Origin of the sequence: Lentimonas sp. CC4 (assembly GCF_902728235.1) — a bacterium.
In the GTDB taxonomy this organism is placed as follows: Bacteria; Verrucomicrobiota; Verrucomicrobiia; order Opitutales; family Coraliomargaritaceae; genus Lentimonas.
The window spans coordinates 1957023-1973011 of the sequence record NZ_CACVBO010000001.1 but is presented as its reverse complement, the minus strand read 5'-3'; the positions used below and the strand labels follow the sequence as shown (position 1 = coordinate 1973011).

Here is a 15989-nt window from a genome sequence, read left to right as displayed (position 1 = left end):
TTCACTCCATCACTTTCACTATCACTTTGCTATGAACCACCCACCAAAAAAGAAACATAAAAACCCTCTCATGCCAGAAGACGACGTCGTCGACGAACGTCACCTCGTTGAGCTAGAGGAATCAGTCGAAATCTCATTCGAAGATCGCGCCAGTGTTTACTGGATCGAGAACAAAAGCTTCATCGTCGGGTGCATCATCGTCCTCCTCTTCGTAGTGGTTGGCTACCAAAGTATGCGCATCTTCAAAGACCGTGCGGAAATGGCATTTCAAGCAGAATATGCTAAAGCCGACACGAACGGAGCACTTGCCGAATTCGCCACAGCCAATAGCGGCAAAGAGCTCGGCGGATTTGCCGCACTCAGCACCGCTGATGCCGCTTACACAGACGAAGACTACGCAAAAGCGCTCGAATTCTACAACCTTGCCGCCGGCGCACTCACTGAGCCCGCACTCGCAGGCCGTGCTCAGCTCGGACAAGCTTTCGCACTCTACCAAACTGGCAGCACCGACGAAGGCCTCGCCAAACTCAATGCGATCACCGCAGACACCAACCTCGCTTTAGCTGCTCGCGCCGAGGCAGCCTACCACCTAGCAGTGGAAGCCGACACCACTGGCAACACTGCTGAGTTCGAAGCGTTCGCCGCTCAAATCAATGAATCCCCACTCTCGGGTCAATGGCAGCAACGCCTCGCTTACTACCAGCAACAAGGACAGTAAGTCTTAGCAAAATCCTATTTCCTAAAAGCACAGCTCGTTAGAGCTGTGCTTTTTTGTGCCGGCACAGCTACACCGACTCACAGATCACCCGATACCACCAACAAACTTTGAACCAAATAGGGAGCCCATAGTCTAAAATCACAACGACTACTGATATGGCTATACCGAATTATTTAAAAATCTCAGCTTACTTGGCAACGCTTTGCCTGACCTTCGGCAATACAGGATGCAAAAAGAACAAAATTAATCTAGCCGACGTCGCAACCAGTCAAAACCTCAAACTGATCGGCGCCTATCCAATTGCAGTCAAAGAACCTTCGGGATTAAGCCTCGCGAAAGACAACCAAAGCCTTTGGACCGTCAGCGACACCAATGGCCACATCTATCAAATAGATCTAAAAGGTGCAGTGTTGAATCATTTCCCCACAGGTTATGACGACTTAGAGGCCATCTCAACGATTGACGCACAGCATCTGGCCTTCATTGCAGAGCGTGATCGCAAAATCGTAATTGCCCGAAAGGACGGCACGATTCTGGAGGAAGCCATTATCGATATACCAGGCTTTGATAACAAAGGCCCCGAAGCACTGACCTACGACGAAGACGCCGAAGAATTTCATATTATGCAGGAATCCCCGGGGCTATTGATCAAGTTGAATCGACAACTCGAAGAGATCTCTAGACGTAATCTCAACGTCGCCGAAGACTACTCCAGCATCAGTTTTGATTCTGAGAGCAAGCATCTATGGGTCTTGAGCGACCGATCGAGAAATATAAATGTGCTGGATGAAAACTCGACAATACTCGGAAGTTTTTCCGCAGACATTGAGCAAATGGAAGGACTGGCGGTCGACCACGAGAACCGTCTGATCTACATCATTTCAGATCCCGACGAAACCCTCTATGTATTAGAATTCGAGTCATACTAAACGACTATTCTGATTCTTAATAGAGACAAGACCGCTAGATGCGGTGCACTGTCCCTACCCTGCGATCTTTACCAGTAAAGCGTGGTTGCCTGAACTAGTCTCCTCTCACCGCACTACACGATCTAATCTTAATTAATTTTTAAATTAGCACGACTTATCAATAAGATCAGCCCACCCTTATCATTAAGCATACTTATCGAGGAATCGTTGACAGTTTCTAATCTTAGTGCACAACAACAACCGCTCTGTCCGATTATCCGCTTAGTCTGATTAAACGGAGGCAGGGCACTCATCTCACCTAGAAATACAACGCTTTTTTATTATGAGCACAATCATCACAGACATCCGCGCCCGCGAAATCATTGATTCACGTGGCAATCCTACAGTTGAAGTCGACGTCGAACTCGAGTCCGGCATCGTCGGCCGTGCAGCTGTTCCATCTGGTGCCAGCACCGGTGAGCACGAAGCAGTCGAGCTTCGTGACGGCGACAAAGCTCGCTACCTCGGTAAAGGCGTCCTCAAAGCAGTTGCAAACGTTGACGACCTCATCGCTCCTGAATTGATCGGCTTCGACGCTTGCGACCAGCTCACGATCGACAAGATCATGCTTGAGCTCGATGGCACTGCCAACAAAGGCAAGCTCGGCGCAAACGCTATGCTCGGTGTCTCCCTTGCAGTTGCACACGCAGCCGCAGACGCAATGGGACTTCCACTTTACAAATACATCGGCGGACCAAACGCTAAGGTGCTTCCAGTGCCTATGATGAACGTCATCAATGGTGGTTCACACTCTGACGCGCCTATCGCGTTCCAAGAGTTCATGATCCGTCCAATCGGCGCAGCAACATTCAGCGAAGCAATCCGCATGGGTGCTGAGTGCTTCCACAGCCTCAAGAAAGTGCTTCACGATCGTGGCCTCAGCACAGCTGTGGGTGACGAAGGTGGTTTCGCTCCTAAGTTCGAAGGCACCGAAGATGCGCTCGACACATTGACAAAGGCTGTTGAAGCAGCTGGCTACAAGGTCGGTTCTGACATCACATTCGCACTCGACTGTGCTTCCTCTGAGTTCTTCGAAGACGGCGTATATGACTACGCTAAGTTCGAAGGCGAAGGTGGTGCTAAGCGCAACTCCGACGAGCAAGCAGCTTACCTACAAGAGCTCACTGAAAAATACCCAATCGACTCCATCGAAGACGGTTGCGACGAAAACGACTGGGATGGCTGGAAGGCTCTCACAGACGCAATCGGCGACAAGGTGCAGCTCGTGGGTGACGATCTTTTCGTAACAAACGTTAAGTTCCTCCAGAAGGGCATCGACCTCGGTGTTGCTAACTCGATCTTGGTCAAGGTGAACCAAATCGGCACACTGACCGAAACACTCGAAGCAATCGAGCTCGGCAAGGTAAACGGCTACAACTCAGTCATCTCTCACCGTTCAGGTGAAACAGAAGACGTGACCATCGCTGACATCGCTGTTGCGACTAACGCTGGGCAAATCAAGACTGGTTCCATGAGCCGCTCCGACCGTATCGCAAAATACAACCAACTCCTTCGCATCGAAGAAGAGTTGGGTGAAAACGCGATCTACGCCGGCACACTCAAGTAGTCCGAATCGTAAGATTTAATACAAAGCCCGACGGTTTCGACCGTCGGGCTTTTTTGTGTAGATATCACAGTAGAAGCGGCTTCCAGCCGCTTGCTTCTTGAGAAAAAGCGGCAGGATGCCGCTTCTACAACTGACTCTCAATCGGCAACCAACCCATCACACGCGCGGTCAAGCGCTTCCAGAAACCAGTATTGGGCTCTTTATCGTAAACGACCCATTCACCTGCCTCGAGTCGCTTCCAGCGAAGGCGCTCCTTTGCATCCAAATACACCTCATAGGTATTCTCTGGCCCTTTCTCCTCAAGCAACGAGAGCACATGTCCCGCCATTTCAGGCGATTCAATAATCACACCGAGCTCAGTATTAATATAAGCAGACCGTGGATCAAAGTTGAAGGATCCGATAAACAACTCTTTGCGATCCACCACAAAAGCCTTCGCATGCAACGTCCCCTTCTTCGCGCCGATAGGCACCGCCGCCTCCACGCCAGAAGTTGCATCGGCGCTCACCTCATAGAGCTGAACTCCTGCCCGCAACAAGGCCTTGCGCGACTTCGCATACCCGCCATGCACGATGGGTTGATTATTCGCAGCCAAGGAGTTCGTCACGACGATCACTTCCACGCCGCGCTCTTGAATCTCGATCAACCGCGCTACACCAGGCTTCGTCGGCACAAAGTAAGGCGAAATCAGCACCAAATGATCTTCAGCCGTCTCAATCGACTCGGCCAACGAAGTCAGAATCAGCTCGGACTCCTTTGCCAAACGCTTCTGCGCCTTATCTGGAGAATCGTAAACGAGACGAGACGGCGCCCACGTAAAACCATGACCATCCGCACCAAAGATCTCCGTGATCTTTGGTGCTAATGCCTCCACATACGGACTCTGCAATAACTCCTGATAGGACTCCTCGATCCGCTCACGTAATACCAGTAACGCAGCATCAGGATCCTCAGCAACTTCAGTAAACCCCGCAATTGGAACCGCTGAACGATTATTCCAATAGGCATCAAACATCGAGGAAACTTCGCCTACAACAGGCCCCACGCCCGCCACATCTAAATCACCAAAATCTTCCGCTGGATTCGCGCCAAAATACTCACTCGCCATGTTACGCCCACCAATCAGAGTGACCTGATTGTCCACAGTGAAGGACTTGTTATGCATCCGTCGATTCACTCGAGGGTAGTCAGTCACCCCATCAAAAAAACGCCAATCACGCCGCGCAAAGGGGTTAAACAGACGCACCTCGATATTGGGATGCGCATCCAACGCTGCCAGACCGCGATCATAGCCTTTAGTCTGAATATCATCGAGCAACAAACGCACGCGCACTCCACGGTCCGCAGCACGCAACAATACATGCACAAAGGCATAGCCCACCATGTCATTGGAAATCAGATAATACTGCGTATCAATACTGCGCTCGGCACGCTCGGCTAGAATGATACGGGTAGCCAATGAATCAATACCATCGATCAACAAATAAAAGCCCGACTCCGCCGGATGCTGAGACTGCATTCTCAGCGCACTCTGCCCGAGCGAAGTATCCTGTGTGTCTGATAGCGCAAACGATTCAGCCTTCGGCGTATCAAAATCGACACTGGCACAGCTACAAAGTAATAGGAGAGTAAAAATCGAAAGCCAAAGGGTAGCTCGCTGTAAAATCGATTTCTGGAACATAATTATAGTTAAATACTCCCGTAGTTTTGAAACAGGCAGCCCTACTAGAGACACCAAAGTCGAATGAAGCGCAATTGAAACCTTACCCTTCGATACTCCGCGTAACAAACAGCAACAATTTCTATGAAATTAGGACTTCTCTCGGCAAGGTTCTTGCTTCTGACTTATAACAATCATGAGTTTAAAAGAGAAACAAGACGCACTCGTTGAAGAGATCACCCTCATCCCAGACGCTTACGAACGCCTCGGCTACATCGTCGATTGCGGAAAAAAAGCACCCGGCCTCACCGAAGATCTACGTATCGACAGCTTCAAAATCGAAGGCTGCATGTCGCAGCTATGGGTGGTGCCCGCGTTCAAAGACGGTCTCTGCTCCTTCCGCTCCGAGTCCGACTCTGCCATCGTCAAAGGCATCGCCGAGTTGCTCTGCAATTTTTATAGCGATGCCAAACCAGAGGAAATCATCGCCACCGACGCCGAATTCCTCGGCGAGGTCGGCATCACACAGCACCTGTCCCCAAACCGCCGCAACGGCCTGAGCCGCATCGTCGAGTCGATTCAACGCTTCGCTCAGTCCTGCTTAACCGAATCGTAGTCAAGCTACTCGGGTAACACCTCGTAGCGCCCATCAGTGCGCACATAGACGATGCTTTCCGTCGAGGCATCGGACGAGAGTTGCAGCACGGCAGTGCCGGGCGCATTGAGGTAACTACCAGGCTCCAATACTTTTTCAGACGACTCGCCAGGCATTTGGTAGTGCAGGCTCCCATCGACGACGATCGCACGAAAGCTGTCTCCGTGGCTCCGTATCGTGCCCGAGAATCCAGCTGGGAGTTTGATATACGTGCCGTTTAACTCGCCATCTTGTGTGTTGCCCCAAAGGAACGCGACTTGTGGACCATTACCTGCAACGCTTCCCTTCGCAGCTTCCACCCACGTCACATCTGAGGCATCTAGCCAAACCATGTTGGATGGCACGACATTCACCGGCCGTTCACCACTATCAAAGGCTTCATCAGCAGGCATCACGAGATACGGCCCGGCCTCAATCTCGATATAAGCCATCGCACCCGCGCCCTTCGCCGCAGTAATGTGCACCTCTCCTTTAGGCTGTGTCCAAAAAGAGCCCGCGGGCATCCATAGCTCTGCCGCATCCGGATCATCATTGTGAAAGAGGCCTCGAATCACGACGGCACGATACGACACATTATGAATATGCGGCGGCGACTCGAACTGAGCGGGGGGCTTCAGCAAATAGCCTGTTGGAACTGTTCCATTTCGATCGCCCCACAACGTCCCAGCCTTGGGCGCTAGATCCCCACGCTTGGGGTTGAGATGCGTCCATTCGACTTCAGAAGCAAGGACGACTTCGACGTTCAAATCCTCTGGAGCCGAGTCTTTAGGAATCTTAGCTGCGGCAAAGGCTGCATTCGCAGCCAGCACGACCGTTAATAGCAGTGTCGTTTTTACTTTCATGGGAGTCATTGGTAATTGGAAGGGAGGATTGACCTTCAACTTATCCGATCTGAGTCATCTCATTGACCGTCAGTTCTTCGAGAGCGCCCTCGGTTGCGGCGATAAAATCTTGTAGCGGCTGATTCCCCATGTGCACCTGCCAGAGCTCGCGAGACTCCCAGTTTTCAAAAAACAAGAAGTGCGTGGGATTCTTATTATCCTGATGTAGGTTATAGTCGATGCACCCCTCTTCGAGGCGTGTCGGCGCAATGAGCTTTTCAAGCTCAGTTTTGACGAATCCGACCCTGTCTGGCTTGGCTGTGATATTCGCGATAATGGTTAAGTTTGGCATAATTTTCTTTCGTATGGGGTGTCGATTGCTCGAATGGATGAATCTAGACCTTGTATTAGGAATCAAATCCATCGAGCACGTTTTTACCTATCACGCGCCCACTCTCTTGCTGCGCATGTGCCTCCTGCATCATTTCAGCACTCATGGCGCCGAGATTATTAGTCACAGTAGAAATAAGTGTGCCGTCATCAATCAAGGCTGACACACGATTCAACAACACATGCTGTTGCTCGATATCGTCGGTCTGAAACATCGATCGTGTAAACATAAATTCCCAACTAAAGCTCAATGCCTTAGGCTTAATCGAATTAATATCGAGTCCTTGCGGATCATCAATCAGCGCGATGTGACCGCGCGGCTGGATCAACTCGACGATCGCGGAAAAGTGACCTTCAGTGCCATTGAGTGAGGCAACATAACGCGGCTCAATCTCTAGCGCCTTCATTTGATCCACCAATGATTCGCGATGATTAATCACATGATCCGCTCCCATCTGCTTGACCCATTCGACCGTGTCGGGGCGAGATGCCGTTGCGACCACTGTCAGGTCAGTGAGCTGCTTTGCGAGTTGTATCAAGACCGAACCGACACCACCTGCTCCACCAATGATCAAGAGACTCTCACCTTCACCCGAGCCTTCCTTGACGCCGAGCGACTCAAACAAAAGCTCCCACGCAGTAATAGAGGTGAGCGGAAAACCAGCAGCCTCAGCAAACCCGAGCGAGGTCGGCTTCTTACCGACAATGCGTTCATCCACGGCATGCAACTCGGCATTCGTGCCAGGACGAGTGAGATCACCAGCATAGAACACCGCATCGCCCACTTTAAAACGGCTCACATCACTGCCGACCTCACGAACTACGCCTGCAGCGTCGTAACCGATCACTTTGGTTTGACCAGCCTCCGGCGCCATTGCCGAGCGGACTTTCACATCCACTGGATTGACTGAAATCCCCTTCACTTCGACCAGTAAGTCGTGCGACCGTAACTCTGGTTTCGGCGCTTCAAATTCAACGAGTGCACCGACTGCGGTAATGGGGCCACTTTGCTTATATCCAATTGCTTTCATAGTAATCTATCTCCTTTAGGAATCTTGTTTTGTTTGAGGAATCAATTATGCATGCTTTATATAGAAACGCAAAAAGGTTCACCTCCTCACCTCAATGCCTCCCTTCCTCTACGACGCTCACATTCACTTGGCAGATCCTGCACTCGAACGCTACCGTGAGCAAATCGAAGCGGACTACGAAGCCATCGGCTTAAAACAAGCAGTCGTGAATGGCACTTGCCCACAAGACTGGCCACACGTGCTCGCTCTAGCACAGCGCGACTTGCGTCACATCCCCGCGATCGGACTGCATCCATGGAAGGTCAATCACGCACCCGCCGACTGGCAAGCAGAGTTCCTCAAAGCACTCGACACAGGCGCCCAAGCCATCGGCGAAATCGGCTTGGATAAATGGATCGAAGGCCACGACATCGACCGGCAACAAGCCGCCTTTCAATGGCAACTCGCACATGCGACCGAGCGCAACCTACCCGTTTCCATCCACTGCCTCAAAGCCATCGGCCCACTCATGGACACACTCCGAACAGTGCCGCTCCCACAGCGAGGCTCCCACCTACACGCCTATAACGGCCCAGTCGAACTCATACCCGAACTCGTGCAGCTCGGCGCCTACTTTTCGTTTAATGCAGGCCAACTCAAAGCAGGCTCCAGCAAAGTCACAGCACGCATCCAAGCCGTGCCAGACGACCGCCTGCTCATCGAAACCGATGCGCCTGACATGCTCCCGCCCGCTGAGCATCGATCCTTCGAGCTGCCTGACTCCAGCTTGACTCACCCCGCCACATTAATCGATGGCTACAGCACGGTTGCAGAAATCCGCACCACATCGCTCGAAAAATTGGTAGAACAGGTCGCGAACAACTTCGAAACCTATTTCCTAAAATAGGTTCCTCTACCTCGTCATGCTCGATCCGAAACTTCAACCACTCCCAAAAGTCACGCATGGCCAGCTACTACTGCGCGGCCTGCGTTGCCAATGCCCGAACTGCGGACATGCCAAACTGTTTCGGTCAATGCTGCGCATCCACTACAACTGTCCCGAGTGCGGCATGCGTCTCGAGCGCGGCGACGGCTATTATCTTGGACCGCTGTGTATCAATTACGGAGTCGTTGTCTTCACGTTTGTGTTACCCGTGCTACTGCTGGGATTCTTCGAATGGATTGCGATCAAACCAGCACTCGCAATTGCTGCGGCAGGCGCACTACTGCTTCCACTTTTGCTCTACCGCTTCAGCTGGAGCTGCTGGCTCACCATCTACTACCTGTGCTTACCTGATGAGCTACATGCCAATCGATCCGAAGACTGCGATGATCTCTCCTTCGAGGAAGATCGCCGATCCCCTGGAGCATAAGCTCTACTCGTCTTCAATCATTGAACGCCGCTTTTGCTCGTAGCCATTTTTCATCGCGCTATATGGATCAATTGAACCTTCTTTCAGCTGCGTGTAGATGTCTAATAGCTTAGGGCTATTCACAATGGTTTCTGTCGCATCATACGCAAATTGCCATTGATAGTCTTCAATTAAACTGAACGGCTTTTTTAGTGGATTTACCGCACGATCGCCAACAAGTCCAACTAAGTCACGACAGTTAGAAGGCCCAAAAAACGGCAGCACCAAATAAGGCCCAGAACCGACCCCCCACGCACCAAAAGCCAATCCGATATCCTCAGGCGGGATCGGTTGCAAGCGCTCGAACTGGTCTGCGGCGCGACGCACGCCGACAATACCAAGGGTCGTATTCACTGCAAAACGTTCGGTCTCCAACCATGCCCCTTTCAATTCTAGCTGCAGTAAATTACCGACGAGACGCACGGGATACCCCAAATTCGTGAAAAAATTTGATGCCCCTCGTTCCACTGGATCTGGCGTCACCTTCTGATATCCGTTAGAAATAGGCTGCATGATCTTCATGTAGACGAAGTCATTAAACTTAAAGGTCACCCGATTCACCGATTCAAACGGATCACTCACCGTAAAGACGGTCTCTTCTTCAAAATCCCCGTAAAGATCTTCCTCGCTGAGGAAGTCATCTTGAGCCTGCACCGCAACCACTGGCACCATCAGCGCCAGAACCCATGCAAGCCAACGCAGCGACTGTGTTCTAGAGATGAGTGCTGGCATTCAATTCCCCCTCTTTCTTCAGTAGATCTTCCAACTTCTCGATCAGTTGCTGCCCGTTTCCTTTACGGAAATGATCATCAAACTGTTGGCGATAATTCGACACCATACTAATGTCTTCGCCCACGATGTCATAAATTTGCCATCCAGATTGCAAACGCCCCAAACGATATACCACATTGAAGACTTTGCCGCTTGGAAAACGGACAACGACCGGTATCTCAATACGCTTACTGGTGATTTCAACTGTTTCCCCACAATCAATCTCTGGCCGCTGCTGGCCTGCCATGCCTTCGACATACGCCTTCACGATCAAGCGCTCAATCAAATCTGTCACACGCACTTGCTCCTCGGCGCTCATCAAGCCCCAATTCCGAGCTAAGGCACGTCGAATGATGACTGATAAATCATAATTGTCCTCTAAGAGCACCTTAATCGCGGCCTGTCGCTGCTCATAGGTGTAGTCTTGATACGCATCTAGATACATCACATCTAGCGCGGCACTCATTGCATTATTCAACTTTTCAGCCTCGCCTTCTTGCGAATAAAGCGGCGCTCCTAGTAAGCAAAACGCCAGCGAGGCGATGATTATCCAAGTTTTCATCATATAACCTATAACCTATTCTTCTTTGCCGTCAATACCGCCGAAAGCAAAACGACTAATCAGACTCTCGATATCTAAGGCCGATTCTGTATCTACAATCATATCTCCAGCCTCAAGGGGAAAGCCCGAACCACCTGGCGACAGGCTCAGATAACGATCCCCAATCAAACCTGCCGTTTTCACCGAAACAATCGTATCGTCATCCAGTTCAATGCGATTTGGCACCTCAAAGGTAACGATCGAATAGAAATTTTCATTCAGCACGATTGATTTCACCGTGCCAACACGCACACCGGCGATTTCGACGCGACTCCCAGCATTGACACCGCTGGTATTCCGAAAACGTGCCTGCAGCTCGTAGCTATCACTCGCAAAGAAACGGGCACTGCCGACCTGAATCGCCAAATAAAGGATCGCCCCAAAACCAATGAGCACAAAGCACCCAACTAAAAATTCGATCTTCCGATTATTCATACCTCACATCCTTTTGTTTTAGATTCCTTATTACGCCCGTAGTTCGCTTTACTTAAAAAGCCCGAAAGCGCCGACTCGGCATCCGCGTTCAACTCCGACGGCTTGCCGAAAAACTTAATAATCCCCTCATCCAGCCACGCGACGCGGTCGCTAATCTCGAACACTTCGGGGATGTCGTGACTCACCAGCAGCGCAGTAAAACCGAAACGCTCACGATAATCTGCGATCATTTCAAACACACTGAACTTACGCTCAGGATCCAAACCAGTCGTCGGTTCATCAAACAACACGACCTGAGGCTTCGTAATCAACGCCCGCGCCAGAGCCACGCGCTTCTTCATACCACCAGACAACTCACCAGGGTAGCGCTGCGCCGAATCTGTCAGCTCCAAATGCGCCAACATCGTAGCCACACGCTCACGAATTTCAGATTTCTTGAGGCGTGAGGCCTCCAACAACGGTAATGCCACATTCTCAGCTGCGGTCATCGAATCAAACAACGCATTGTTCTGAAACATGTAACTAAACGTCACCGCATCATTCCCCTTCGATCCGCGACGACTGCGCGCAATAGGCTTACCGTCTAGCTCAATCTCACCACCATCTGGCGCCATCAAATTTGCGATACATTTTAATAGCACCGACTTACCAATACCGCTCTTACCAATGATGGTCGTCACCGAAGAACGCGCCACCTCAAGGTCTACGCCGTCCAGCACCTTGCGCTCGCCAAAGTGCTTCTTTAACCCACTAATTTTTAGAAAGACGTCGTCCATTACAGTAGAAAAGAAGTAATCAAATAATCCGTCGCGAGCACCATCACGCTCGACCAGACGACTGCCCGCGTGGCCGATTCACTCACGCCGCGCACACCAGGATATGATGCTTTGCGATGCGTATTAAACCCACGATACGTGCAAATCGCCATCGTCACGAAACCAAATACAATTGCCTTAATAAAACCGCCCTGCACATCCGACCAAGTCACACTTTCGAACACACGGTTCCAATAGACCCCAGCATCCACATGCAACAGCACAGAACCTGTAATATAGCCGCCAAAAATACCGATTAAATCAAATACTGCCGTCAGCATCGGGAAACAAAACAACGCAGCCAATAGGCGCGGTCCGACCAAATAGCCGAGCGGGTCGATACTCATGGTCTGCAACGCGTCGATCTGTTCATCATTACGCTGAATCCCCAACTCAGAGGACATCGCCGAACCCGCCTGCCCGACCACCATCAAAGCAGTCAACACCGGTCCCAGCTCACGGATCAGCGACAACGCCACCGCAGTGCCCAGCGCCGACTCACCACCAAATTTCACCAAAGTATAATAGAGCTGCAAGCCCATCACCAAACCAGTGAATAGGCCCACAATCGCCACGATCGGAAAACAGCGCACACCGACTTCATGTGTCGCCTGAATCAACTTCGCCAAACGATGACGCTGACCAAGAAAACCACGCATGGCAGCTGCTCCGAATAGACTAATCTCTCCCAGCTCATGAACTACGGTCAACGCCGAGCGGCCAAATGTGCGTATCATGGATAAATAGGATTAAAATGGGGGTAGAAACGAAGGACTCGTTAGAGTTATGCGGTGCCTCACCTTTGCAAGTGAAGTATAAAAGAAACGTGTATTCTGATATTAATAAACAAAAAAGCGCCCCCCGGAGAAGGCGCTTTTGTATAAAACGGTAAATTCGACCTATTTCTTGTCGAGCCAGCGAGCGATACTAAGGATCGTCCACTCTTCTTCGTTACCACCGATCTTAGTGGCAGCAGTCGCACCCTTCTCCTTACCGAGCAATTGCTGAGCAAGCGGTGTCTTGTAAGAGAGGATGTCGTTTTCAGGATCACTATCCCACGCGCCAAGAATCGCATACTTATGCTGCTTACCAGTGGAAGCTTCCTTCAACTCTACGATACAGCCGATACCGACATTCTCTGTAGTTGCTTCAGTGAAGTCCGTGATACGAGCGCGAGAGAGGTCGACTTCCAACTCATTCTTACGAGACAGGAGGATGTCCTGATCCTGACGAGCCATCTTGTATTCGGAATTTTCCTTCAAGTCACCATGCTCACGTGCAGTCACGATTGCTTGCTTATTCTCAGGAATCTTCGTCGCAATTAGATCTTCGTATTCAGCCTTCGCCTCATTGAAGCTCTCTTGAGATACGATCAATGCATCGTCCTCAGAAGTATCAGCCGACTCACCAGCCAACAGGCTCTGAACGGTTGGGAACTTCTTAATGAAACGTGCGAGGAGTGACTTTTTGGTCAACTCTTCAAATCCTTGATTGAGCAACAGCGTCTGCGCGAGGTCACGAGCAGTCTCAACATTCGCATCTGCAAGCAAGTCAGGGATCAACTCGACATCATCACTCAGAAGATCACCCAATGGGATGCGGCGAGTGCTCGCATTCTGCAAGGATTCGTAGTCAATCGCGTAGAACATCGCAGCGAGAAGGCGCGGTGTGACCAACGGATTAATAATCGGCGCATACTTCTTCGAGTTACGATTCTTAACCACCCAGAAGAGTAGCGGTCCTTTGATGGTTTGCTCGTTGAGCCAACGATCCAGGCAGTAGCTGATACGCTCCTGTTGCTCCTGTTCGGACATGAAGTTGATACATTCAGTGGTGAATTTACCGCTCGAATTACGGAGCAAGTCTTCAACCATCTGCTGCCACTTATCAGGATACGTGCGGCGGATCAGATCCAGGTAACGCTTAAAGTAGAGCGCAGGCAGCTCAGCTGCGAGTTCCGAGTAGTCATTCGTGGCATCAAGGATCGATGCGGATGACGGCTCAAGCGCCTCAACATCTTCGTGAAGATCGCGGGCGAGATTATTACGCACCCACACACCATGCAAACGGTCTGCTTGGCTCAGGCTCTTCGCATTCTTAATCGCCTCAGTCAATTCATCGAGAATCTGTGGCATCTCGTCTCGAACGACTGAAATATTTTCAGACAGCGCATAAAGCTTCTCACCGAGAAGGATCTTTTGCTTTGAGTTTTTAGTCGCATGAAACTGCTCAAGAATTTCTTGCTCAGGCTTCACTGGCTCGTCGCGGAAAATGTATGGATCAGACTTCTTGATCGGCACACCGATGCGTGGATCCTTAACCAATACCTTCTTGGTAGCAGTCCACCACTTCTTGTATTTGATCGGACCGATCACACGTGACAACACGCGCTCGATCTCAGCAGTTGTCATCGCCTGACCGTCCGCAGCTGCGATAATTTCACACATCAAATCACCCGGAGCCTTTTTGATCATTTCATCGATCACATCAGCTTCGATGCGGGAACGAACCAAAATATCGTTCGGCTTAAGCACGTCCAATTTGTCCACACAGAATGCGGGCGCCATGGCATGACCTTTTTTACCTTCTTCAAAATCGATGATGATTTTCGCCTGAGCGGGATCATAATCCACGATTTTGCCGAAGCCCCAGCTGCGATGCAGGCAGTAATTACCTGGAGCCATGGCTTCAAGTTTCGCGCGTGCGGAAACTAGCTTTGGATTTTTTTCAATGAGAGCGTCTATTGCCTCTTTGTTCATAATAGATTGCGAATGCTGTTCTTAAGTCGTAAACGATGAAATATGCACAGTTTTTATACCAATGAGAAGTATTAAGTTCAATTTATCTACAGCCACCGCTACAGGGTGGGATGGCGCCATCACACTAACGGAGAGTTACCTGACGGAAAACCTCAAGGCGGATCAGCTTTTAGAGCGACTACCTGAAGATTTCTCGGGCGACCGCAGATCCAGCTGCCAGTCTCTATTCCTAGGCGCACTGCGGCACGGACACCGAGTCCAGCATGCACTACAGCCAATGCTCCGACAAAAACCGCGTGCGATGATCGAGGCCATTTTCCTCGTCGCTGGCTACGAAATGTTGTCCAGCCCCGAAGAAAAACACCCTCAAATCGTGCACCATGCAGTGGAACGCAGCAAGGCTTTGGCGGCCGCATCCGAGACCGGATTGCTAAATGCGGTGCTTCGTAAATTACCAGAAGCACTTGGCGCGACACATCCAAGCAATCGCCCTGACGCACATTTCAGTCACCCTAAATGGCTATTTAAACGCTGGAACAAAGAGTTCGGCCCTCCAACCACCATTAAATTGATGGAATGGAACCAGCGCGTCCCCGCCACCTATATTAAACTCTACGAAACTCCGTCCGAAATCCCCAATGGTCTCGAAAAGACCGAATGGGAGCATTTCTACAAAGTAGCTGGCGCCTCATGGAAGGATGACCTGCGCCCGCTCCTGAATAAAGGAAACGCCTATATCAAAGATCCATCGACTCGACTCGCCCCAGGCTTGCTCGCACCCAAAAAGGGCGACGACGTGCTCGATCTCTGCGCTGCTCCTGGCGGTAAAGCCTACGACATGGCTCATTTAATGGAGCTCGAAGGCCACATCGTGGCACTCGACCTACCAGGCAACCGCATCGCCCGCCTGAGCCAAAACTTGAAGAGCCTGGCGACCGAGCACCTAGAATGCACGATTCTCGAAGGCGACTTGCTGGAACTCAGCGATGAAGCATTCGAAGAACAAGGACTCCCAACACAATATGACGCCGTGATGCTCGATGCGCCATGCTCCAACACTGGAGTCATTCAGCGCCGAACCGACGTCAAGTGGCGCCTGCGCGGGCGCGACGTAAGTAACTGCGCCTACCTGCAAAAGCAATTACTCGAAGCCGCCTCACATTGCGTGAAGCCGGGTGGTCGATTGGTTTACAGCACCTGCAGTATTGAAGCCGATGAAAATCAAGAAGTCGTCGACGCCTTCTTAAAGAGCGAAGCAGGCGAACGCTTTGCCCTAAAAGACAGCGCAATCAGCCTGCCATGGGAAACCGGCCACGATGGAGCGGGGGCATTTCTACTCGTCGCCGAGCTGTAACCATCCTCCGATATCAGCAGACACAAAAAATGGCGCGGGTGAAAGCCCGCGCC

At 51.0% G+C, this 15989-nt stretch carries 17 protein-coding genes; 7 read left to right on the top strand and 10 right to left on the bottom strand.

What is annotated here, in order from left to right; all coding sequences use genetic code 11:
- The first annotated feature begins 31 nt into the window (after positions 1 to 31).
- From GZZ87_RS08635 to eno, 3 genes are all read left to right on the top strand, one after another.
- Complete coding sequence (locus tag GZZ87_RS08635; protein ID WP_162027502.1) at positions 32 to 718, top strand: tetratricopeptide repeat protein; 687 nt, start codon at positions 32 to 34, stop codon at positions 716 to 718.
- A gap of 155 nt (positions 719 to 873) precedes the next feature.
- Positions 874 to 1647, top strand: a complete 774-nt coding sequence (locus GZZ87_RS08630) for an SdiA-regulated domain-containing protein (protein WP_162027503.1) — start codon at positions 874 to 876, stop codon at positions 1645 to 1647.
- A gap of 322 nt (positions 1648 to 1969) precedes the next feature.
- Positions 1970 to 3253, top strand: coding sequence for a phosphopyruvate hydratase (eno, locus tag GZZ87_RS08625; protein WP_162027504.1), 1284 nt, complete (start codon positions 1970 to 1972; stop codon positions 3251 to 3253).
- A 124-nt stretch (positions 3254 to 3377) separates the two neighbouring features.
- Here eno and GZZ87_RS08620 read toward each other — a convergent pair whose 3' ends face one another.
- On the bottom strand, positions 3378 to 4934 hold the full coding sequence (locus GZZ87_RS08620; protein ID WP_162027505.1) for a phospholipase D family protein: 1557 nt from the start codon (positions 4932 to 4934) through the stop codon (positions 3378 to 3380).
- A gap of 175 nt (positions 4935 to 5109) precedes the next feature.
- Between GZZ87_RS08620 and GZZ87_RS08615 the strand changes: the two genes are divergently transcribed.
- Complete coding sequence (locus tag GZZ87_RS08615) at positions 5110 to 5529, top strand: SufE family protein (protein ID WP_162027506.1); 420 nt, start codon at positions 5110 to 5112, stop codon at positions 5527 to 5529.
- A gap of 5 nt (positions 5530 to 5534) precedes the next feature.
- Here the strand turns inward: GZZ87_RS08615 and GZZ87_RS08610 are convergent, their stop codons facing one another.
- From GZZ87_RS08610 to GZZ87_RS08600, 3 genes are read right to left on the bottom strand one after another with little or no spacing between them, the layout of a single operon-like run.
- Positions 5535 to 6410: a DUF4437 domain-containing protein gene (locus tag GZZ87_RS08610; RefSeq protein WP_162027507.1), complete on the bottom strand. Its 876-nt coding sequence runs from the start codon at positions 6408 to 6410 to the stop codon at positions 5535 to 5537.
- A gap of 40 nt (positions 6411 to 6450) precedes the next feature.
- On the bottom strand, positions 6451 to 6741 hold the full coding sequence (locus GZZ87_RS08605; RefSeq protein WP_162027508.1) for a putative quinol monooxygenase: 291 nt from the start codon (positions 6739 to 6741) through the stop codon (positions 6451 to 6453).
- A 55-nt stretch (positions 6742 to 6796) separates the two neighbouring features.
- Positions 6797 to 7810, bottom strand: coding sequence for a zinc-binding alcohol dehydrogenase family protein (locus GZZ87_RS08600; RefSeq protein WP_162027509.1), 1014 nt, complete (start codon positions 7808 to 7810; stop codon positions 6797 to 6799).
- Between the two features lie 94 nt (positions 7811 to 7904).
- Between GZZ87_RS08600 and GZZ87_RS08595 the strand changes: the two genes are divergently transcribed.
- Together GZZ87_RS08595 and GZZ87_RS08590 are read left to right on the top strand one after the other, a co-directional pair.
- Complete coding sequence (locus tag GZZ87_RS08595; RefSeq protein ID WP_162027510.1) at positions 7905 to 8696, top strand: TatD family hydrolase; 792 nt, start codon at positions 7905 to 7907, stop codon at positions 8694 to 8696.
- Between the two features lie 16 nt (positions 8697 to 8712).
- Positions 8713 to 9162: a DUF983 domain-containing protein gene (locus GZZ87_RS08590; RefSeq protein WP_162027511.1), complete on the top strand. Its 450-nt coding sequence runs from the start codon at positions 8713 to 8715 to the stop codon at positions 9160 to 9162.
- 3 nt (positions 9163 to 9165) lie between these two features.
- Here the strand turns inward: GZZ87_RS08590 and GZZ87_RS08585 are convergent, their stop codons facing one another.
- The 6 genes from GZZ87_RS08585 to GZZ87_RS08560 form a co-directional block, all read right to left on the bottom strand.
- Positions 9166 to 9933 carry a VacJ family lipoprotein gene (locus GZZ87_RS08585; protein WP_162027512.1) on the bottom strand — a complete coding sequence of 256 codons (768 nt, stop codon included), beginning with the start codon at positions 9931 to 9933 and terminating at the stop codon, positions 9166 to 9168.
- On the bottom strand, positions 9914 to 10537 hold the full coding sequence (locus GZZ87_RS08580; RefSeq protein ID WP_162027513.1) for an ABC transporter substrate-binding protein: 624 nt from the start codon (positions 10535 to 10537) through the stop codon (positions 9914 to 9916). The genes GZZ87_RS08585 and GZZ87_RS08580 overlap by 20 nt, the downstream gene beginning before the upstream one ends.
- Positions 10538 to 10549: 12 nt before the next feature.
- Positions 10550 to 11008: an outer membrane lipid asymmetry maintenance protein MlaD gene (gene mlaD / locus GZZ87_RS08575; protein ID WP_162027514.1), complete on the bottom strand. Its 459-nt coding sequence runs from the start codon at positions 11006 to 11008 to the stop codon at positions 10550 to 10552.
- Entirely contained in the window at positions 11005 to 11784 is a 780-nt protein-coding gene (locus GZZ87_RS08570; protein WP_162027515.1) for an ATP-binding cassette domain-containing protein, read from the bottom strand. Before GZZ87_RS08570 ends, mlaD begins: the two co-directional genes overlap by 4 nt.
- A complete protein-coding gene (locus tag GZZ87_RS08565) occupies positions 11784 to 12560 on the bottom strand; it encodes an ABC transporter permease (protein ID WP_162027516.1) in 777 nt (258 codons plus the stop codon). Before GZZ87_RS08565 ends, GZZ87_RS08570 begins: the two co-directional genes overlap by 1 nt.
- A gap of 162 nt (positions 12561 to 12722) precedes the next feature.
- Positions 12723 to 14507: a GreA/GreB family elongation factor gene (locus GZZ87_RS08560; protein ID WP_244652056.1), complete on the bottom strand. Its 1785-nt coding sequence runs from the start codon at positions 14505 to 14507 to the stop codon at positions 12723 to 12725.
- A gap of 136 nt (positions 14508 to 14643) precedes the next feature.
- On the opposite strand from GZZ87_RS08560, the gene GZZ87_RS08555 reads away from it, so the two are divergent.
- On the top strand, positions 14644 to 15936 hold the full coding sequence (locus tag GZZ87_RS08555) for an RsmB/NOP family class I SAM-dependent RNA methyltransferase (RefSeq protein WP_162027518.1): 1293 nt from the start codon (positions 14644 to 14646) through the stop codon (positions 15934 to 15936).
- The last annotated feature ends 53 nt before the right edge of the window (positions 15937 to 15989 follow it).